The sequence below is a fragment of the Campylobacter sp. IFREMER_LSEM_CL292 genome, assembly GCF_025771615.1.
GTDB classification, from domain to species: domain Bacteria; phylum Campylobacterota; class Campylobacteria; order Campylobacterales; family Campylobacteraceae; genus Campylobacter_D; species Campylobacter_D lari_D.
Genome location: NZ_JAKMQP010000001.1, coordinates 137,855 through 159,390 on the forward strand (window position 1 = coordinate 137,855; position 21,536 = coordinate 159,390).

The 21,536-nt window shown below is 27.2% G+C and carries 18 protein-coding genes and 1 pseudogene; 11 read left to right on the plus strand and 8 right to left on the minus strand.

Annotation, left to right across the window (positions count from 1 at the left end; all coding sequences use genetic code 11):
• Positions 1 to 530: 530 nt before the first annotated feature.
• Positions 531 to 776, minus strand: a complete 246-nt coding sequence (locus L8T82_RS00700) for a DUF4433 domain-containing protein (protein ID WP_263725655.1) — start codon at positions 774 to 776, stop codon at positions 531 to 533.
• A 320-nt stretch (positions 777 to 1,096) separates the two neighbouring features.
• Positions 1,097 to 1,768, minus strand: a complete 672-nt coding sequence (locus L8T82_RS00705; protein WP_220568124.1) for a helix-turn-helix domain-containing protein — start codon at positions 1,766 to 1,768, stop codon at positions 1,097 to 1,099.
• A gap of 84 nt (positions 1,769 to 1,852) precedes the next feature.
• On the opposite strand from L8T82_RS00705, the gene L8T82_RS00710 reads away from it, so the two are divergent.
• Together L8T82_RS00710 and L8T82_RS00715 are read left to right on the plus strand one after the other, a co-directional pair.
• Positions 1,853 to 2,785 carry an AAA family ATPase gene (locus L8T82_RS00710; protein ID WP_263662151.1) on the plus strand — a complete coding sequence of 311 codons (933 nt, stop codon included), beginning with the start codon at positions 1,853 to 1,855 and terminating at the stop codon, positions 2,783 to 2,785.
• On the plus strand, positions 2,785 to 3,063 hold the full coding sequence (locus L8T82_RS00715; protein WP_167333027.1) for a helix-turn-helix domain-containing protein: 279 nt from the start codon (positions 2,785 to 2,787) through the stop codon (positions 3,061 to 3,063). The genes L8T82_RS00710 and L8T82_RS00715 overlap by 1 nt, the downstream gene beginning before the upstream one ends.
• A gap of 45 nt (positions 3,064 to 3,108) precedes the next feature.
• On the opposite strand, the gene L8T82_RS00720 is transcribed toward L8T82_RS00715, so the two are convergent.
• Positions 3,109 to 4,239, minus strand: a complete 1,131-nt coding sequence (locus L8T82_RS00720; RefSeq protein WP_144623897.1) for a tyrosine-type recombinase/integrase — start codon at positions 4,237 to 4,239, stop codon at positions 3,109 to 3,111.
• Between the two features lie 358 nt (positions 4,240 to 4,597).
• Between L8T82_RS00720 and L8T82_RS00725 the strand changes: the two genes are divergently transcribed.
• From L8T82_RS00725 to L8T82_RS00760, 8 genes and pseudogenes are all read left to right on the plus strand, one after another.
• On the plus strand, positions 4,598 to 8,338 hold the full coding sequence (locus L8T82_RS00725; RefSeq protein WP_263725656.1) for a hypothetical protein: 3,741 nt from the start codon (positions 4,598 to 4,600) through the stop codon (positions 8,336 to 8,338).
• A gap of 56 nt (positions 8,339 to 8,394) precedes the next feature.
• Complete coding sequence (locus L8T82_RS00730; RefSeq protein ID WP_263725657.1) at positions 8,395 to 8,538, plus strand: hypothetical protein; 144 nt, start codon at positions 8,395 to 8,397, stop codon at positions 8,536 to 8,538.
• Between the two features lie 178 nt (positions 8,539 to 8,716).
• Positions 8,717 to 9,595: an ankyrin repeat domain-containing protein gene (locus L8T82_RS00735; RefSeq protein WP_263725658.1), complete on the plus strand. Its 879-nt coding sequence runs from the start codon at positions 8,717 to 8,719 to the stop codon at positions 9,593 to 9,595.
• 35 nt (positions 9,596 to 9,630) lie between these two features.
• A complete protein-coding gene (locus tag L8T82_RS00740; RefSeq protein WP_263725659.1) occupies positions 9,631 to 10,020 on the plus strand; it encodes a hypothetical protein in 390 nt (129 codons plus the stop codon).
• Between the two features lie 8 nt (positions 10,021 to 10,028).
• Complete coding sequence (locus L8T82_RS00745; protein ID WP_263725660.1) at positions 10,029 to 10,280, plus strand: hypothetical protein; 252 nt, start codon at positions 10,029 to 10,031, stop codon at positions 10,278 to 10,280.
• Positions 10,281 to 10,293: 13 nt separating this feature from the next.
• The gene (locus L8T82_RS00750) at positions 10,294 to 11,025 is read left to right on the plus strand and encodes a putative toxin (protein ID WP_263725661.1); all 732 of its coding nucleotides are present in this window, start codon (positions 10,294 to 10,296) and stop codon (positions 11,023 to 11,025) included.
• Between the two features lie 10 nt (positions 11,026 to 11,035).
• Positions 11,036 to 11,971 (plus strand): annotated as a pseudogene (locus L8T82_RS00755) (ankyrin repeat domain-containing protein); the annotation flags it as partial.
• Complete coding sequence (locus tag L8T82_RS00760; protein WP_412175060.1) at positions 11,951 to 13,930, plus strand: BspA family leucine-rich repeat surface protein; 1,980 nt, start codon at positions 11,951 to 11,953, stop codon at positions 13,928 to 13,930. The pseudogene L8T82_RS00755 and the gene L8T82_RS00760, both read left to right, overlap by 21 nt.
• Positions 13,931 to 14,165: 235 nt before the next feature.
• Here the strand turns inward: L8T82_RS00760 and dnaE are convergent, their stop codons facing one another.
• Positions 14,166 to 17,759 carry a DNA polymerase III subunit alpha gene (gene dnaE, locus L8T82_RS00765; protein WP_263725662.1) on the minus strand — a complete coding sequence of 1,198 codons (3,594 nt, stop codon included), beginning with the start codon at positions 17,757 to 17,759 and terminating at the stop codon, positions 14,166 to 14,168.
• 103 nt (positions 17,760 to 17,862) lie between these two features.
• On the opposite strand from dnaE, the gene L8T82_RS00770 reads away from it, so the two are divergent.
• Positions 17,863 to 18,102 carry a SelT/SelW/SelH family (seleno)protein gene (locus L8T82_RS00770; protein WP_257906301.1) on the plus strand — a complete coding sequence of 80 codons (240 nt, stop codon included), beginning with the start codon at positions 17,863 to 17,865 and terminating at the stop codon, positions 18,100 to 18,102.
• 23 nt (positions 18,103 to 18,125) lie between these two features.
• Here the strand turns inward: L8T82_RS00770 and L8T82_RS00775 are convergent, their stop codons facing one another.
• From L8T82_RS00775 to L8T82_RS00790, 4 genes are read right to left on the minus strand one after another with little or no spacing between them, the layout of a single operon-like run.
• Positions 18,126 to 18,692 carry a DJ-1 family glyoxalase III gene (locus L8T82_RS00775; RefSeq protein WP_012661602.1) on the minus strand — a complete coding sequence of 189 codons (567 nt, stop codon included), beginning with the start codon at positions 18,690 to 18,692 and terminating at the stop codon, positions 18,126 to 18,128.
• A gap of 10 nt (positions 18,693 to 18,702) precedes the next feature.
• Positions 18,703 to 19,575, minus strand: coding sequence for an N-carbamoylputrescine amidohydrolase (locus L8T82_RS00780; protein WP_087699946.1), 873 nt, complete (start codon positions 19,573 to 19,575; stop codon positions 18,703 to 18,705).
• Complete coding sequence (locus L8T82_RS00785) at positions 19,544 to 20,458, minus strand: cation diffusion facilitator family transporter (RefSeq protein WP_263725663.1); 915 nt, start codon at positions 20,456 to 20,458, stop codon at positions 19,544 to 19,546. The genes L8T82_RS00780 and L8T82_RS00785 overlap by 32 nt, the downstream gene beginning before the upstream one ends.
• On the minus strand, positions 20,455 to 21,432 hold the full coding sequence (locus L8T82_RS00790) for an agmatine deiminase family protein (RefSeq protein ID WP_263725664.1): 978 nt from the start codon (positions 21,430 to 21,432) through the stop codon (positions 20,455 to 20,457). The genes L8T82_RS00785 and L8T82_RS00790 overlap by 4 nt, the downstream gene beginning before the upstream one ends.
• Positions 21,433 to 21,536 lie beyond the last annotated feature (104 nt).

Consider the following 21,536-nt stretch of genomic DNA (forward strand, 5'->3'; position numbering starts at 1 on the left):
ATACACAATTTTTTATAAATGTTTTAACAATTGTCAAGTAAAAATCAGGATTTAACTTACCAATATTAATTTTAAAGTTAAAATTAACAAATTAAATTATAAAACAAAATAAATACTAATATATCAATATTTAATGCTTATAAAAAAGACTTTATAAAGGACTTTTGTGGGATATATAAAGCACCTTTAGGGGCGAAATAAAGCACTTTTTTGATATATTTTAAGCAAAAAATAATAAAAAAAGAAAAAATGGACTTTATAAAGGACATTTAGGAGATATATAAAGGACTTTTATGTGTAAAAATACGCTTAAAAAGCACTTGAAATAAACTTTATAAAGGACAAAAATGTAAAATATAAAAACACTTGCAAAATACTAAAAATAGGCATTTAAAAGCATTAAAAAACTTGATTTTTATTGTGAATTTTGGTATAATTTTATTTATAAGCAAAAATGAAATACTAAAACTCTTATATGGCTTCTCTACTAACACAAATATATGCAAAGTCTTTATCGGGATAAGCTTTTCTTACACTTCCATCATAAGGTCCATTGGATATAAAAGAAAAGGAACATAATCAGTAAGTTTCATTTTACTTCTTTTGTTAATAATATCAGAATTTGCTGTATCTATAAATTTTTCTTTATCAAGGTTACTTCTTGGTTTTAAACCATTTCTAATCATACTTTCTAAATTTTCTAATGGTGTTAGATGATATAAAAGCTTCCCATCTTTAATATTTACTCTTTTAATTTTTTCCGGTATATTATTCACATTTAACCTTTTAACCCTCCTTATTTTCTGATATTGTATCCAAAAGATATAAAAAAGAAATGCAAAATTTCATTTTAGTAGATTACCCATTCTATATTATTTATCATAAACACTAAATAATAACCAAACAATAATCGCCAGATAATTCAAAAATTATTTTATATTTTAATTTATTTAATTAATATAGATAATAAAATAGTAAGCTCAATAAGCACTCAATTATATTAACATGTATATTCTTTGTTATACAAAATATAAATTAATAGAAACTATAAGTATCAATTTTTACTACTGCTGCAAATTTTATAATATCTTATATATTATATTTTAACCAAATTTCTATTGATGATATTCAACTCTTCTTCAATAATTTTTAACACTTTTTCCTTTAAATCATTAAATAAAATTTGAATTTCTAAATCATCTAAATTACTCAATACCCAAGACACAAGTCTATCCATATCATCTTTTTTAAGTGCTAATAAATGCTTTATTTCTATTTTTTTAGGCAAGGTAAAATCTGATATTATGTCTATAAAATCTTGTTTATTTTTTGGAGTGTTTTCTATTTTATTAATATACAAAATAAAATAATATAGAAGAACTAACATTCTTTCTCCATTTCCATTCCAAGCTTCTGAAAATTTCTGAATAAAAGTTTTTCCTTTTACTGTCCTAACAAGAGAAGTTATTTTTTTAATTCTTAAATTTTTTAAAATTTCTTGCATAGATTCTTCATAGCCTAGCTCCAAACACAATCTATTGATATGTTTTTTGCATTCATTTTCTTTATAATCTTGCGCTCCAAATATTAATTCATCTGAACTAAATCCAAATTTCTTACACAATATTTCAATAATATCTATACTAGGTTTTGAGGCATTTGTTTCCCAAAGACTAATGGTTGATTGTTGTACATTTAAAATTTCAGCTAAGTCTTTTTGCGTAATATTATTTTCTTTTCTAAGAGATTTTAGATTTTCTCCAAACATCAGCACTCCTTTTAAATATTACAAAATTATAACATAAAAATTAAAAAATAATGTATAATATCAAAAAAAAATATAAGGATAAAAATGGAATTTGAAAAATATATTGTAAAATCAATAGATTTTCAAACTTTAAATCCTCAGGAATGGTTTATCAAAAATTTAATACCCAAGCGTTCTTTGGGTGTTCTATATGGCTCTAGTGGTTCTGGAAAAACACTAATAGCCATTTATTTAATAAAAAATATATTAAAAGATCATAATATTAAAATTTCATATATCAATGCGGACATGGATCTTTTAAATTTAAAAAATTATGGTATTGATGAATTAAAGAATAATTTTAAAGAAAAATTCGAATGCTTAAATATAGTTGGATGTGACAATAAATATCAAATCTATAAGGATTATCTAGAAAGTTTTTCAAAAACTAACTTGAATAATATTTTTATAGTCGATTCTTTTAACTCTATTTATCCAAAAATAGGTAATTTGCTAAATTTAAATGTTCTATATAAAATAGAACAAAAACTTAGAAGCAGAGGAGCTACATTTTTATTTATACATCATACAAACAAAAAGGGAATTTTTGGCGATTCTCAACAAATAGTAGATTATGCTGATTATACTTTTCAATGTTTTTCAAATTTAGAAAAAAAATCTATTTTATTGGTACCAAAGAAATCAAGCAGATATGAATCATTAAAAGACAAAGCTTTTCTCTTTGATGGATTAAAAATTATTGGAACAACAGAAGTCGAAGAGATGATATTGAGTGAATTTGAAAGTAAATTTATTGATTTGGTTTTTGAAATTTTAAAAATAGGAACTATAAAACAAAATGAACTAATAGATATTGTTTATAGAGATAGAAGAACCCGTTTTGGAAAAAATAGAATTAGAATTCTATTACAAAAGCATGCTAAAAATCCTAATGGAAAATGGTGTATGAAACAAGAACCTTGTGACAATAATTCTATTTATTACTATCTTAGAAAAAATAAAAATGAGGAAAAATAATGGATATGGATAATATAGTAATTTGCAAAGCTAGTGATCTTGAAGATATTTTTAAAAAGATTTTAAAAGAAAATGAATTAATCAAGAATAAAACTGATGAAAATTTAAATGTACAACAGGCTTCAAATTATTTAAAAATAAGCACTTCAAAACTTTACAAGGATTGTAATTTAGGAAAAGTTCCTTTTTGTAAAATTGGTAAAAAACTTGTTTTTAAAAAAGATGATCTTGATGAATATTTAAAACTTAATAGCTCTAAAAATAGTTTAAAATTTTAATCACACTTAACCAAAAAACCGAAAAACCTAAAAAACCATTGTAAATTAGTGTTTTTCAGTTTTAAAATTACTAAAAATAGCATTTAAAGTATTATTAATAGTTTCATTTTTAATATTTGCATATCTTTTTGTAACTCCTATGCTTGAATGTCCTAATGTTTCTCCAATAGCTTCTAAAGATATACCCATATTAATACCTATATATCCTATTAAATGTCTTAAGTCATGCAATCTAATAGGAGTTTTTAATTTTTGATTTATTTTATCCCAATGCCATCTTATATCTTTATAAGGGTTTCCATCTTCTTTAATAAAAATATATCCTTTATTTTTTACTCCAATGCTTTTTAAAGCTTCTATTTGTAAAGAACTTAACGGAAATTGTAAGTTTTTCCTTGATTTGTTTTGGCTTGAAGGTAAAAAATAAATTTTATTAGCAAAGTCAATATTGTCCCATTTTAATGTAAGAACTTCACTTTTTCTTCTTCCATGTAAAAGAAATATAAACATAGCTCGTATCATTAAATTTTCATAATTTATAATAGCTTTATAAAGAGCATTTCTATCCTCATCATCAATAGTAAAATATCTTTTGTTATCAAATTTTTGTATCTCTATTTCTCTTGCTATATTTTTTTCTATATAATCATTTTTAATAGCAAATTCAAATACTGGAGAAAGTATGTCTTTTATTGTTTTTGTTGTTCTTGGAGATTTGCCTTGATCAATCATTTTATTGACAATATTTTGCATATCTTTTAATTTGACTTGTTTTATTTTGATGTTTCCTATAACATCTTTTATATGTGCATTATATGAAAATATGGTTACCTCGTAATGTTTTTTAGAAATAGTATTTTTTCGCATACTAATCCATTCTTCAAACACTTCATTTAGTTTAGGTTCTTTAATTTTAAATTTCTTTGCAAATTTTCCATTAATTCTTTGCAAGGCAATTAACTCACAATTCTTTTTAAGGGTCTGGGTGTTATTTAAAATAGGAAATATCTCATAACTTGATTTTTTCCCTTCATAATATCTTATAGCTAATTCGTATGGTATAGTTAATCTTCTTTGCAATTCTACTAAACTAATTTCTTTTATATCCTCTAATTTCTTATCTTTGTCTATAAAATATATACCCTTATATTCTTTTATTTTTACTAGATTTTTCAAGATATTCCTTTTTTGCTTTTAATTTACGCAGAAAATTTTATTATTTTTTACATAATATAAAATTAAAAATATACTAAAAATAGTATCTCAAATGGATTTTAGTGGTAGCGGTTTTGGTAGCGGTTTTTTTCTCAAAATGGTATAAAATAATACTATTTTTAAGATAAACTTAAACAATAAAACGCCTATTTTTCAATACTTTGATAAAAAATGATAACAAAACGCATTAGGCTCAAAATCTGGTAAGGGCAACCTTGTGTCGGTTCGAGTCCGACCTCGGGCACCATTTGCTTTAGTTTTAAACTTATACTAGCTAAAATATACCATTTACAAAAAAAACTTCTATAAAAGGTTTATGTTGAATTACACATTGACAAAAAAAGATAAAATATTTTATTATGAATTAAATTTGAAAAATCAAAACTTTTTTGATACTTTTTTAAAAATAATGGAAAATAGTATTTTTAAAGTAGAAAAAATTCAAGAAAATAATTTTATCGTAAGCGGAGGTAAATTTACTTGGATTTATGAAAATGGTAAAAATATCATAATAACAGAATCTGCCTTTGAGATAATTGCAAATTTTATTCTAGATGATTTTTTTAATCTTTACCGCCAAACTCAAACAGATAATGAAACAACAAATGAAACCAAAGACGTAACCGAAGAAAACTATACACCTAAAATGCAAGATTTCATGGATCAATTTAGTTGTTTTAATATTCCTCAAACTTTAGATACAAAATCTTTAAAAATCAATGCACAAGATATGTTTGAATTTGCAAAACAAATAAATGCTATGAGAGATTATTATGAAGATGAATTTGAACAAAGTGGCAAAATGGATTCAGAGCAAAAAGCTTTAAAAAATTATCAAGAAAAAATTATACAAAAAGCCTTAAGAGATGTCTTAGATATCACTCAAGAAGAATTTGAAAAACTCTCTTTAAGTGATACAAAAAAAGCACAAGATTTTATCGATGATGCTTTGGAGATTGAACTTTTAAAATATACTGATATATTTATCAATCATAAATTAGATGATGATATTTTCACATGTATAATTAAACCTTTACTTGAAGAAGAAACAAAAAATCAAATAGGTTTTATACAATCTAAATCTTTTAATAACATCAATTCTAAAGAATATTTTTTCAATTTAATAAAAGCTGGTGCAAAAGTGACATTCAAGCAAGCTCAAAAAAGTATGATAATGCAAAATTTTTATTATTCTTTACAAGCACAGCTTTGCGAAATTTATAATCAAAATAATCAAAATTACAAATTAGAAGACGAAGAAATAAATAAATTTATAGAATCTTTACCTAACTATATAATTTTTAACAAAATAAACATAGCTTTGCAAATATCTCAAGTAACACAAGGAAAAGAGCGTATTAACCAACTTGATGATATTGAATGTTTATATGATGAGTGGCAAAAAGAAGAATGTATAGAACTTTTTATGTTAAATTATACCTATAGTCCTCCAAAACTTTTAGCTTATGAAAGAATTGATGCAAACTTAAATGATGAAGAGATAAAAAATAAAGAACAAGAGCTCATAAGAGCGAAAAAATTTAATTTTAATGCCATAAAGGCTTACAAAATTAAAAAAAGAAATGATTTTTCTAAACAGATCTTAGAAGAGTTAGCTCCTTCACAAAAACACGAATATACTATAAATTTAAATTCTATTGAAGAAAAATACATAAAAGAAATTTTAAATTTAGATGAAAATGTAAATATTACAAATTTTCACATAAATACTATCAATTCTTTATTTAATAAAATTATCCAAAAACTTTGTGGTAATTTTTTAGCATTAGATGATGTTTTAGAACAAAGCAAAATACACGATTTAATTCACAATGATTTTATCGAAATTTTAATGCAAAAAAGTGTTAGTAAAAAAACTTTGAAAAATATAAATATTTGTGTTTTTGAACCTATTTTTAGTACTAAAGAATACGATTTTTATTGTAATTTAGAAGATGAGCAAAAACAAAATTTTGCCTTAAAAATAGATCAAAATTTTTTCAAGACTTTATTAAAATGTGGAGTAAGTATCACTCAAAAACACCTAAAAAAGCTACAAACCTTGAAAGAATTTTATACCTTAATGCATAAATTAAATCTTGAAAATTTTAATCAAAATTTAAATTATTACGAAAATCAAATATACTACACAAAAGACCATATCAAAATTCAATTAAAAAATTTAAATAAAATCACAAATTTTCAAGAATTTTTAAATAAAAATACAAATTTTATAGCTTTAAATCAAATTTTAGATATTTTAAGTCAAATAAAAGATTTATCTTCGTATGAAAAAGAAGAATTTTTACAAAATTATGATTTTAAAGATTGGCAGCATACTGATGGTGAAATTTTTGTATATGATAGACAATACATTAATGAAAACTCCATAGGTTTTTTAAAAGCAAATAAAGAATTTCAAGAACCAAAAATACGCTTACTAGGTTTTACACAAATTAAACCAAACAATAGCATAGAAAGTCAAGCAGAAGAAATATTTGATTATTTAATGCTAGGAGAATCTCTTTTTGATTTAGATAATATATTAAATTTCTTAAATATCATTAAACACAAAGAATATTGCTATGCCTTAAAAGCTAATATAACCTATGGATTAACTTACAGACGAATGATAAATTTAAAAGAATTAGCAAATTATCTAAAAACAGAAGAAATTAAAAATATTATATTTATCCAAAATGACGATGAGTGCTTTAACTCCTTAAGTAAAGCTTTGAAAATATTAAATTTAAAAGCAAATTTTGATTTTAAATTAGATTTAGATAATAATTTGCAAATTTTCATACTAGAAAATGAAGAGAATAAAAATTTAAAATCAGCTATTATGTTTGGAGATACCATAGAGGAAGAATATATTTTAGATTTTATAGAAAAAGAGCAGTTTAACCAAAACTCTCTTCCTTTACTTTTTGATTTAAATTTTAGACAAAATGGCAATGGAGGAATAGCTTTAAATTCTATTTTTTATCAAGGTTGTTGCTATTTGGAAGACAACTATACTAAAGTTGATAAATACATAGGTAGTTTTGATTTTTTTCAATGTAATTGTTTTTTAAAATATTTTAAAAATGATTTAAAAAAGATCATTATATCCTATATAGATAGAAGCGAAGAAGAGGATTTTAACATTGACGAAAATATAGAATTTAAATCTAATTTTGATAAAAAATTCTTTGACTATGTTTATTCTTATAAAAATTCTTACAATAATCTTTTTATATGTGAAAAAAATAATATACTTTATATTATGTTTTGTATAGATATGTATCAATCAAATTTAGAAGATAATTTTACATGCATGAGCTCTTTTATAAATAAACATTTTCCACTAAGTGTAAAGGAAGTTAAATTTTACTCACGAAGTCCTTATGAAAAATTTGGACTAGAAACATTTTATATACAAGAACAAATACAACTAGAAAAATTACAAAACATTAAACAAACAAATGAAAATTTTATTTCATTGCAAAGCATCAAAATGGCTAAAGAATTTTATGATACATTAAAACCTTTTGATGGTTTAAATGCTCTAAAAATTTATAATGAATTTAAAAAAATTTGCCTAACACCAGTGAATTTTTTAGAAAATACAGATAAAGATTGTGTAGATTTTTTTATAGATATTGATATTTCACACAATAGACCATTTATAGATGAATATTATATTTGTTTCAAATTTGAGAAAGATTTTTACACTTTTTTTAAAGATGAAAATCTAAGTAGATGGGTTTTAACGATAACTTTTAGTCTATCATATGATGAGTATCTTGAGCAAAACAAATCTTACTCAAGCAATGATAACAATGGAGAATTTATTAAATATGCAAATTTGAAAGAAGTAGATGATATGGAAAATCTAGAAATCAACTATGAAGAGCAACAAATAAGATGTGAAAAAATCTTTGACTTTATAGAAACAAATCCACTCTTTAAGAAATTTTTCAATAAAAACAATCCTAGGAATTTTAAATTACGATTTGCTACTTATGCTGAACAAATTGATGAAATAGTTTGGATTAATAACACTTGGATTAAATAAAGAAAGGAAAAAATAAAAACACTAAAAAATTGAAAACCAACAACACAGGAAAAATTATGGATTTTAATACCGATATTTTAGAAAGCTTAGATGATTTCAAAGCATTTTTAGATACAAAACCTAACAAAGAAGTTTTAAAGATCGTAAAAAATCATATTGATGATTTTATGGAGGGTGCGTATGATAATTTAGATCCATAAAACTATGAAGTTGCTTTTGAAGAAGATACTGGTATACCTTATGATGAAGCAGATGAGGATGAATTTGAGGATTGGTTTATTAAAAATGTGCTTTATCATGATGATTTAAGTGAGATTTATAAAATACTAAAATCACTTGTTAAAGATTAAAACCCAATTTACAAAGAAAGGAAAAACAATGAAAACATTAGAAGAAATATTATATTTAGAAGAAGATGTAGATAAATATGTAAAAAACTTATGTTTAGAATTTTATGATCTTGTAGAGGCTAACAAACTTGAAGAAGTTAAAGAATTTTTAAAAGATTATCCTGTGCCTGAAATATTTTTTGAAAAATGCTATACACCTTATTGGGATAGTGAAAACAAAAGAGCTATTATAGATACTGCTATCACTTTAGCTTGTGCAGGACTTGCTTATGATAAAAGTAAAAGTTTTGAAATGATGGAGTATTTTGAAAATTTAGGACTTAAAGCCAATGAAGTGTGCTTTGGATACAATGCGCTTAGTAGGTATATTGATAGAGATGGAAAAAATAAAGAAGTAATAGAGTATTTTTTTAAAAAAGGATGCACATTTGAAACTTATAATGAAGAAAGTGGCAGCACTCCTTTACATGAATGGATATTATGCGGCGAAGAAGTGAAGTATTTAGAAGAAGCTTTAAAACTAGGAGCAAATCCTAATATGAGAGCTATTAAAACAGAAAGTGAATTTAGCTTTACTAATACAGGAGAAACCCTTTTGCATAGAGCTGCAGAATCTGATGAGAAACCTATAGGAGCTTGTGTGGAAGTGCTAATCAAATATGGAGCTGATGTAAATGCGGCTAATTGTTGTATAAGTGATATTGAAGATGGGAAAATTGAATATTATGATCCTGCTACTCCATTAGATAGAGCTAACACCTATGATATAAACAAAAACATAAAAATCTTAAAAAAAGCAGGAGCTAAGACTTGGGAGAAATTGGTTGAAGAATACAATATCGATACAAGCTTAGAAGAACCAGAACAAATTAAAATGTATGAAGAAAGAAGAAAGGATAAAAAATAAGATTAATAAGGTAAAGAACAAAAAAGGATTTTTCATTGAAATTTAATGATGTGAAATTTAAAATCAAAGAATTTGAAAGTGTGGATATCATCAGTGGTTATTCTCTTGCCTTTTATTTGCCTAAAGAAGAGCATATGATAGGAGAAGAAAACAAGAATAAAAACCAAAAAACAAAAAAAGATGAATATCGCATCAATAAAAGCAAATCTTTAGAATATATACAAAAAATCAATGAAGAAAAAGAAAAAGAAATTGAAAAACTTAAACTTCAAAGCAATGAAAAAATCAATGAAGAATTTGATAAATTAAAAGATGATGCTTTACCTGCTAAAGAATATAAAAGAAAAAATTATGAATACGATGTATTTTATGATGTTTATACAAGTAAGGATAATATAAACAAGTGCATAAAAAAATCCCGATAGAAAATGGTGTGGCAATAGTAACAAAAGATTTTTTAGAGGAATTTTATGAAAATTCTGTTAAGGGTCAGTATAATTGTAAATGGTGTCTTATACCCAGACTAATCCGCAATGAAGGAGAATCTAGTTTTGATCCTGTGCCTATTTTAAATAGCAGCTTTGTCATTTCAGAATTAAGCAATATCAAACAAAAAAACCCTTACTTTTCAAAGAAAAATAGCCAATGTGGAACATCCAAGTCATTTTGCTTTACAAAGCCCTAAGGAATTTAAAAGTATGCTTGAAAATGAGCAAAGCTTTGCTTCTTATGGTGGTAAAGAAAAACAAATAAAAGATCTTTCAAAAAGCGCACAACATAAGCTTGAAACCATTAAAAAAGCAGATGGAATTTCTAAAAAAACTAAGGAAGATTTAGAGAAAAAGCAAAGAAAAGAAGTTGAAAAATGCAAAAAATTAAAAAATAGCAAGAAAAAAATTTCACCCAAACTCATAGGAGATACGGGAGAATATGTCACTTCTTTACTTTTTGGGAAAAGATCCACACGCTATTTAAGCAATCAAAGAAAACTAGATACTAATTTTAATACTAAAGGTTTTAATCACACCATACCTGATTTTTTAGTAACGCTAAATGATTACCCTACTTTAGTAGAGGTTAAAAATGTTCAAGATCAAGCTTTAACAGAACAAATAAGCTTTGAGTTAAAACTTGCTAGAGAATATGAGCTTGATTATTTATTTTTATGCAATCATTACACAAAATTAATAGATAATATAACTAATCTAGAGATATTTAATAAAGACAATGAAAACCATAAAGGATCAAGAAGTGGTTTTATCTACCACAGACATGCTCACAGAAGCATAAAGACAATATTTAAAGAAATATATCTACACCATATCAAAGGAGCAGCACCTAATAAAATAGTAATAAAAAGATTAAATTTAAATGACCCTGTTCATATAGAAGAAGAATTAAACAAAAACAAACAAATACAAAAAAACTAAAGGAAAAACAATGAAAACATTAGAAGATATCAAAGCTATGAACTATCAAGAAAAAGATGAATTAGAAGATCTAGTTCTTGAAGCTATAGATGATAATGATTTGGCCAAGGTAAAAGATATTTTAAAAGATTATCCTGTAAAAATATCTTGTTATGAGCTTAATATCAAAGATGAGGATGGAGACTTCCCTTTATTTGATCCTTTTAACTTGATAACAAGAGCTGCATTTACTTGTGAAGAAAATAATAATGATTTTTCTATTTTAGATTATTTATTTGATGAGTATGGTTTAAGTTTAAAAGATCCTAAATATAATTTTGTTCTTATTGATATGAAACATATCAAAGAAGCTAATGAAAAATACATCTTAATGAAAGAAGTAGAAGGCGAGCCTAATATTTATAAAAACGCTCTAATCTATTATTATATACTCAATGCCGATAATCCAAATTCTCAAATCATACAATATCTAGTCAATCGTGGAGCTAAATTTGAAGTGCATGAAGATGACTTTGGTTGGACTCCTATGCATTTTTGGGCTAGACGCAATAATTATGAATTATTAGAACTAGCTATTAAAGGAGGAGCTAATGTGGATATGCAAACTTTTAGTAAATTAAGAAAATACAGCAAAACTCTTTTATTTGAAGCTGTAAGCGAACCTGAAACTTATAAGGTTACAAAGCTTTTAATTGAACTAGGAGCTAATGTGAATTTTGCTACCCCAAGAACTCCTTTAGATAATGCAAAAGGATCTAGAAATAAAAAACTTTTAAAAGATGCAGGAGCAATGACTTCAAATGAAATTAGAAAAAAATATAATTTACCAGCATATGATGATTCTCATTGTGAAATTAATGGAAAAACTGACTTTGATTTATTGGGTAAATATCGTGATGAATGCTCCAAACTTTTAAACGATGCCATAAAAAAAACCAAGGAGAATGGAGAAAAAAAAGATGTAAATAAAGTTTCAACACAAGAAACTACAATAATTTTAGGAAAAACTCCTAAAGAGCTTATAGATGCTGTGCAAAATTTTAAAGTTTTAAAAGCTTTAAATTTATTACAAAATGACGCTATTAAAAGCATCGACAAAGACATTTTAAAAATATGTGATGATGCTATAAATGAGTTAATCGATAAAGTTGTAGTAGATTCTAACAAAGGTAAAAATATAGGAGATGGTATTTATATAGAATTTAGTGAATTTATTTGCATTGATTATAATGATGATGGTTATAAAGATTATAGCGGGTGTGTAAGGAAAGAACTCAAAAAAAGTAGTCTTTATGAGCTAAAAAAGATTTTAGAAGATATTATAAAGGGTAAAAGCATAGAATCTGCTTTGCACAGTTGTGCTTTTTATGATAAAAAAGGTAAATTTAAACCAAAACATCCAAATCTTTGCTATATTCCATTTAATCTTTTTGAATTAAAAATATTAGTAGAGATGGAATTTATATCTTTAGGGCAAATTGATTTAAGTTACATAAAAGACCTAAATCAACTTTTTGCTAGTTATTCTATGGAAATCATTCATTTGCATACAAATAGGAAAGATTTTAGCGGGATAGAGTCTTGGGATGTGAGCCAAATCAAATACATGAATGGACTTTTTAAAGGATTAAAAGATTTTAATGCAAACTTAAGCAAGTGGAAAGTTACAAATGTAAAAGATTTTGAAGATATGTTTTGTGATTGTGAGTCTTTTAAAAGTGATTTATCTAAATGGAAACCAAAAAAAGCTGAAAATATCAATTCTATGTTTCATGGAGCAAAATCTTTTGACTGCGATTTAAGCGAATGGAATCTACCAAGCGAATTAGTAGAACAATCAAACAATATATTTAGCGACTGCCCTTTGCAAAACAATCCACCTTCATGGTATAAAGCAGTATTTGATATGGATAATCCAAGCTATGAATTATTATGCAAACTTGTTAAGGCGCGTGATTATAAACAAGCTAAAATTATTTTAGAAAAGATACTTCCTTTACAAAATGAACAGTATCAACATATCACTCAGCTTTGTTTTTATGTACCGAAAGGGACAGTAAGCAATGCAATGCCAGATGAGGATTTTTTTAGTACTCTTGTAAAAAATGCAAAATCTCAAGGCTTTCATATTCCTATTAGTGATAAAGTGATGCATACTTGTTTGCGTTTTGATAAACTAGAATATGCTAAATTTCTTAGAACATTAGGCTATAAAGTAGTAATTACTGAAGAAAATAATTTTGGTTTATTTGTTGCATTAAAACATAAATTGAGCACAGAAAACAAAAATATTTTAGAATTTATCTTGGATAATCTTGATAGCAAAATCGATACTGCATTTTTTGAAAATATTAGACTTGACAAAACGCCTAATAGAAGATTTTGCGATGCAGATGATGAAACACTTGATTTTTTCTTTCAAGAATTAATAAAGCGTTACCCTAAAGAGATGCTTGATGAAAAACTACTAGTTATGTTTGTGCATAGCGATCTTATTTATTTACTTTTTAAACATGGATTAAAAATAGATTTAAAAAATATACCATATGATCTAAATATAGTAGGAAGGTATTACTTAGCGCCGATTCAGAAAATGCTCGCTTATGAAGCAAAGGGAAGAGTATCAAGATTTTTACAGCTTTTAAGACATAATTTATTGCGTGCAGATTCTATTATAGAATATCATACTGGAGTAAAAGCCCCTGCGTTGCTTATTTTTTTAGATAATTTTAAGGATAGATTAGACCTTGATGGTAAAGAATACCCAATAAAAGACATTTTAATAGAATTTGCAAGTCATAATGTAGATATACAAAAGCTTGGAACTTTTTATGATAAAGATTTTTATGAAATTTTAAAATTAAGCGAATATAAACAAGAAATATTGAAAATTTTTAAAAATTAAATATATATTATATTTGACAAACAAAAATGGTTTTTTATATATATTTTAGTTATCTTAAAAATTCTGTCTTACTAAAAAAATAATTAAATTTTTAACTAAAAAATATATAAAAACCTTTTTTGAGACATTTTATAGGATAACCTTGTGATTTTTTAAAATGGCATTGAATTTTATCAACTTAAATTTGCATATATAAAATCTCATATAAAATTCAAACCTATTTTTATTTAAATACTTAAGTTTTACATTTTTGAGCTATCACATCCATAGCTTCTTGCGAGAGAACAAAATTTGTATGATAAAGCAAGCAGCTACCCATATCAAGTACTTTTAACACAAGCTTTTTATTATTAGCATCTTTTGGATTATGTCTTGTATTAGCTAGATCATAAATTTCATACACCATATCTTTACTAAGCTTATTAATGTCAAGTTCTATGATATTTTCTTCAAATTTCATAGGATCTTGTGTAAAATCTTCTTTGTTTTCTTTTTTTACAAAGCTTTTTTTCTTACTAAAAGATTTTAGCTCATTTTCTTTTGCTTCTTCTAGTGTATAAATTTCATTTAAACTAAAGCTTAAGTCATTGTCATTGTTTTTATATCTTAGTAAAAAGGCAAAGGCTTCATCTTTGCTTTCTTTAAAAAGTGTTTCAACTTTTTCTACTTGAGTTTCAAAAATAATCATATCAAAAGAAGAATAAAAGTCTAAAACCACAGCCTTAGCATATCTTTTACCACTTTTACTCATCATTGATTTAAAATCTTCAATCTTTCCTACAACCAAAAGCTCACCCTCGCCTTTGAGTGTTTCAAAATCCATACTTTTAAAATAATCTATACCTTCTATTTGACTTGCAAATTTATCCAAAGGATGGCCTGATACATAAATTCCTAAGATTTCTTTTTCATAGCCTAGTTTTTCCATTAACTCAAATTCTACTTTGCTATCATGAAGCCCTACTTTGATATCTGCGGCTATTTCTTCTTCTCCAAAAAGAGAAGCAGTAGAATTTCTTTTAACTTCAGCTATTTTTCTACTTGTTTCTGAAATAAGCTCAAGATTATCCACCAAACATTTTCTAGTATAACCAAACTCATCAAAAGCACCTGATTTAGCTAAATTTTCTATAGTTTTTTTATTAATCTTAGTAGGATCAATAGAGCTTATAAAATCATCAAAATCACTAAAGCCCTCTTCCTTGCGAATAGTCATGATATTTTCTATCGCAGGAATTCCCACACTCTTAATCGCTCCAAGCCCATAAATAATAGCTTCAGAACCATCTTCAAGCTTAGTTGCACTAAATTCTCTTTGAGCTTTATTGATATTTGGCGGCAAAAGCTTGATATTCATTCTTTTCATCTCTTCAATGTATTTTGCGACCTTATCCACATTGCTTTCTTCGCTTGTTAAAAGCGCAGCCATAAATTCACTTGGATAATAAGTTTTTAAATACGCTGTTTGAAAGGTTATAAGCGCATAGGCAGCCGAGTGAGATTTATTAAAACCATATTCAGCAAATTTCAAAATAAGCTCAAACAAATCATCAGCCTTTTTCTCATCATAGCCTTGTTTTTTAGCTCCTTCTAAATACTCTGCTTTAAGATTGTCCAAAATTTCTCTTTTTTTCTTACCCATAGCACGACGCACATTATCAGCTCCACCCAAAGAAAAACCACCAATTTTTTGCACTATTTGCATAACCTGCTCTTGATAAACTATAACCCCATAAGTATTTTCAAGTATAGGCTTTAAATCATCAAATGCATATGTTGCAGCCTTTCTACCATGCTTGATATCGATAAAATCATCCACCATCCCACTATCAAGTGGCCCTGGTCTATATAAAGCTAAAACCGCGATTAAATCTTCAAATCTTTCAGGCTTTAACCTAGCATTCAAACTTTGCATACCGCCTGATTCTATTTGGAAAATGCCCAAGGTATTACCACTTTGTATGGTTTTATAAACCTTAGGATCATTCATATCAATCTTTTCCCAAATTACATCTTTACCATAACGCTTTTTCACTAGCTTAATCGCATTATCAATTACTGTAAGGGTTTTTAAACCCAAAAAGTCAAATTTAATTAAATCCACATCTTCAAGATATTCTTTAGAATACTGCGTTACCAAATGGCGCTCATCGTTTTTGCTTTGTCTAAAAAGCGGAGCTTTATTCCACAAAGCTTCATTAGATATCACAACTCCGGCCGCGTGCATACCTGCATTTCTATTTAAACCCTCTAGTGCTTTAGCAAAATCCCAAACTTGACGCCCTTTTGGATGAGAATTTACAAATTCAGCTATTTTTGGTTCTTGCTCATAGGCTTTTTCTAAAGTAATTTTTAGCTCTTCAGGAACTAATTTTGCCAAAGCATCCGCATCAGGTATGCTCATATCACAAACCCTAGCTACATCACGGATTACTCCCTTTGCTAAAAGCTTACCAAAGGTAATGACTTGTGCAACCTTTTCAGCTCCATATTTATCGATCACATAATCAATCACTTCCCCTCTTCTATCTTGACAAAAATCCACATCAATATCGGGCATTGATACACGCTCAGGATTTAAAAATCTCTCAAAAAGAAGATTGTAAGGTATAGGATCTAAATCTGTAATTTTCAAACAATACGAAACTAGACTCCCCGCAGCACTCCCACGCCCTGGGCCAACTGGTATATCTTTTTCCTTAGCTGCGGTGATAAAATCATGAACGATTAACATATAACCTGAAAATTTCATATTTTTAATAATACTAATTTCTAAATCAAGCCTATCTTTATACTCTTGGTGCTTACTCTCATCGATAAATTGAAGTCTTTCTTCTAAGCCTTTTTTACAAAGATACTCAAAAACTATATCATCATTATCAAAGCTAAATTCTTGATCTTCTTGTGCTAGATTTAAACTATATTTTTTTGCATATTCACGGGTAAATTTAAAATTTGGTGGGGTTGGATCGCCTAGTTTTAATTCTAAATTGCATTTATTAGCTATTTCTTGAGTATTTTCAATGGCTTCAGGAATATCAGCAAAAAGCTCGCTCATTTGCTCTGGCGTTTTTACATAAAACTCATGCACCTCATGTCTTAAACGCCCTGGATCATCAAGCTTAACCCCCATAGCAATACACATAAATACTTCATGAGCAGCCGCTCTTTCTTTAAAAGTGTAATGCGTATCATTAGTTGCAATAATTTTTATATCAAGCTCTTTAGCAAGTTTGATGATAGAATCATCAATAAATTTTTGATCATCAATACCATGACGCATAATTTCAAGGTAAAAATCATCTCCAAAAACCTTTTTATACCATAAAGCTGCTTCTTTTGCACCCTCATAACCCTTTGCGCCAAATTTTATATTTCTTTCATTCTTGGTATTTAAATGCCAATTAATCTCACCTTGCAAACACGCAGAAGAGCAAATCAAACCATCACTATGAGCCTCTAAAAGCTTTTTATTAATCCTTGGGTAATAATACAAGCCATGTATATAACTTTGCGAGCTCAAATACATCAAATTTTTATAACCAATTTCATTTTTGGCAAATAAACAAAGATGAAAACGCTGTCTTGAGCTTTTATCACTTAAATCATCGTGATTATGTAAATATGCTTCAAGCCCTATAATAGGCTTAATTCCTTCAGCTCTCATTGTTTTATAAAAATCAATAGCACCAAACATATTTCCATGATCAGTCATAGCAACACTTGTTGCACCTTGTGCTTTTAGCGTTTTAGCTAGCTCTTTGAGTTTATTTGCTCCATCAAGTAAAGAATATTCTGTATGTAAATGTAAATGTGTAAATTGGCTCATATTTTTCCTTGTATTTTTTTATTATTATAAAAAAAAACCTTAAATTTAAAACTTACAAGCATAAAAAATGTATAATAGCTTACTTTCAAAAAAGGAGTAAAAAATGGAAGTAAAAATTTATTATTGTAATCTTTGAAATTACAAACCACAAGCTGCAAGGGTTGCAGAAGAAATACAAAATGAATTCAAAGATGCGCAAATTTCTACCATAGAAAAAGGTGGTGGTCATTTTATAGTAGAAGTAGATGGTAAAATCATTTACTCTAAAAAAGACTTGTTTAATTGTGAAGTAGATAGATTTCCTCATGAGGGTGAAATTACCAAGCTTATGAAACAAATATAAGCTAAACCCTCATTAGCGAGGGTTTATTTTGTTAAAGGAATAAGCATTCCATCATAAAGTTTTTGATAAATTTCTTCTGAGCATAAATGTTTAGCAAGCTCTAAACCAAATAAAATAGCCGTAGCAGGCCCAGCTGCTGTGATGATATTTTCATTTACTACAACTGCTTTATTTACTCTTATACCTTCAATACCCGCTTCACAACCAGGATAGCAAGAAAACTCCCCGTTAATCACCCCTGCTTTTGCCAATACCATAGGTGAAGCACAAATAGCAGCTACGATTTTTTTCTTAGCATGTAAATCTTGTATGATTTTTATGATAAGAGAATTGTTTTTTAAATTCATCATACCTTCAAATCCACCTGCCAAAGCGATTGCATCTAAATTTTCTTGATCAACACTAGCCAAACTCACATCAGCCCTTATGCTAATTCCATTAGCTCCTTGCACTAAAAGCTCATCATCTAATGAAGCAATAATAACTTCTAAATTTCCACTAGCCTCTCCTGCTCTTTTTAAAACATCAGCTATACCTATAAACTCAGCTTCTTCAAAACCTTTTGCCAAAGGCACTAAAACTTTTTTCATTTTTCTCCTTTTAGTCGATAAATCTTTTATTTAATTCATGAAAATATTCTATGCGTCTATCGCGTAAAAATGGCCACCATCTACGCACATTTTCACATCTTTGCATATCAATTTCAACGATTTTACAAAGCTCTTGTTTATCATCAGCCCTAAAAAGCTCTTCACCTTGGGCCCCAAAAACAAAAGAATTCCCCCAAAATCTTATACCTTCTTCCACACCGCTTTCATCTTTTTCAAAACCCACTCTATTAATAGCTACTACAGGTAAGCCATTAGCTATAGCATGACCTCTTTGCACACCTATCCAAGCTTCAAGCTGTCTTTGTTTTTCTTCTTTTTCATCCTTATCAAACCAACCTATAGCGGTAGGATAAATTAAAATTTGAGCTCCCTTTAAAGCCATTAACCTAGCAGCTTCAGGATACCATTGATCCCAGCATATTAAAACACCAAGCTTTCCAACACTTGTTTGTATAGGCTCAAAACCCAAATCACCTGGAGTAAAATAAAATTTTTCATAAAAACAAGGATCATCAGGAATATGCATTTTGCGGTATTTGCCTGCTATGGAGCCATCTTTTTCAAATACCACACTAGTATTATGATAAAGCCCTGCACTTCTTTTTTCAAATAAAGAAGTTACCAAAACAACTTTATTTTCCCTAGCTACATTAGACCAAAATTTAACATCCTCTTCATAGTCATTTGCCAAATCAAAAAAGTTTGTATTTTCACTTTGACAAAAATACTGCGTTTGATGAAGCTCTTGCAAACACACAAGCTCAGCCTTTTCTTTTGCTGCTTGTTTAATAAGTTCGCATGTTTTTTCTATAGTTTTTTCTTTATTTTGTTTAAATTCTTGCTGAATGAGCGCTAATTTCATTTTTATTCCTTTCTTCTTCTGAATCATCATAAGGATCTAAATGTATATGGATATTCCAAAAATCATCTTTAAAATGTTCTCTTATACTATCTTCAATCTCATCACCAATCTCATGAGCTTTTAAAAGTGATATTGTAGGTTCAAAAACTAAATGCACACTAACATAAAGTATATCAGGACTTTTTCTAGTTTTTAAATGATGAAAGCTTTTGACTTCTTTATTTGCACTTATGATTTGTTTAATCACTTCAACTTGTTCTTTATCAATAGCTACATCTAATAAAATTTTAGAACTTTCCTTAATGATTTTAAAAGCTGAAAAAATCGTATATAAACTTATAGCTATGCCAAATAATCCATCAATAAAATGATAATTTGTAAAAGCTATAATCACAAGTGCTAAAAGCGTTAAAGCATTAGTCAAGAAATCTATTTTATAGTGTAAGCTATCAGCTTTTATAATCAAGCTTTTTGTTTTTTTAGCAACATAATTTAAAAAAACCACCAAACACAAAGTCACAGCCATAGCAAAAGCCATGACAAAAATTCCAAGATCAAGTTTTTCTACACTTTCTTGATTGTGAATTTTCAAAACACTCTCATAAAAAATATAAACCCCAATCCCACTAATAACAAGACCTTCAAAAAGCCCCATTAATGCTTCAATTTTACTAAGGCCAAAATTATATTCCTTGCTAGAGCCTTGAGAACTTTTTTTCAAAGCTAAAAAATTTAAACCCGAAATCACACAATCAAGCAAAGAATCAATCGCACTAGAAAGTACTGCAACAGAACCCGAAGCTAATCCTACTGCAAATTTTATAATAGCTAAAAAAATAGCACATACACTTGCGATTATAGTCGCACTTTTTTGTAAATTCATCTTTGACCTTCATAGCGGTTTTGACAAGAACAATGCAAAGAACCATTTTGTCTTAAAAACACCCTTGCATCAACCCCTACTATTTTTCTATCTTTGCATACTTTTTGTAAATTTTCTAATACCAAAGCATCATTTTCATCATTATAAGTTGGCACTATCAAACCACCATTAACAAAAACAAAATTTGCATAAGTAGCACCAAGTCTTCTACCTTCAAAATATAAAGGCTTAGGTAAAGGAAGCTCTAATAAATCAAATCCTGTTTTTTTAAGTTCCTCTTCCATAGCCTTTAAAGGTTTATAATGCTCATCATTTTCATCTTTACACACACAATAAGCAATGGTTTTTTCATTTATAAATCTTGCTAGAGTATCTATATGATGATCAGTATCATCGCCTTTTATACAACCATGATTTAACCATATAATTTGTTTTAAGCCAAAAATTTCTTTTAACTTAGCTTCAATTTGCTCTTTATTAAAATGTGAATTTCTATTTTCATTTAACAAACAAGCACTCGTTGTAAGCATTACTCCTTGCCCGTTAAAATCAATACTCCCACCTTCTAAAATAAGATCAATTTTTTCTAATTTTCCAGATAATTTTTGTGCAAAAAGTTTTGAATTTACCGCATTATCTAAAGAACTTTGAAATTTATCGCCCCAAGCATTAAAAGTAAAATCAAGCCCTATAATTTTATCATCTTCACGCACATCAATTGCACCAAAATCTCTAATCCAAGTATCATTAGTATCACACTTAAAAAAATCTACATTTTTTATATGTTTAAATCTTTGAAAATCTTTTTCACTTGGAGCAATAAGTAAAACTTTTTGAAAATTTGCCACAGCTTTAATAAATTCCTCATAGCTTTGCATAATTTCTTCTAAATAAGGACTCCAATCGCTATTTTTATGGGGTAATGAAAGTAAAAGTAGCTCTTGTTTTTGCCATTCTGCTATGCTTTTTCTCATTGATAATTTCCTTTGATAAAATGTATAAAAAGGTAACATTAATTACATATTCTAAAAAATATTAATAATATCATTTTTATCTTTAAAAACGGCATAGTAGTATT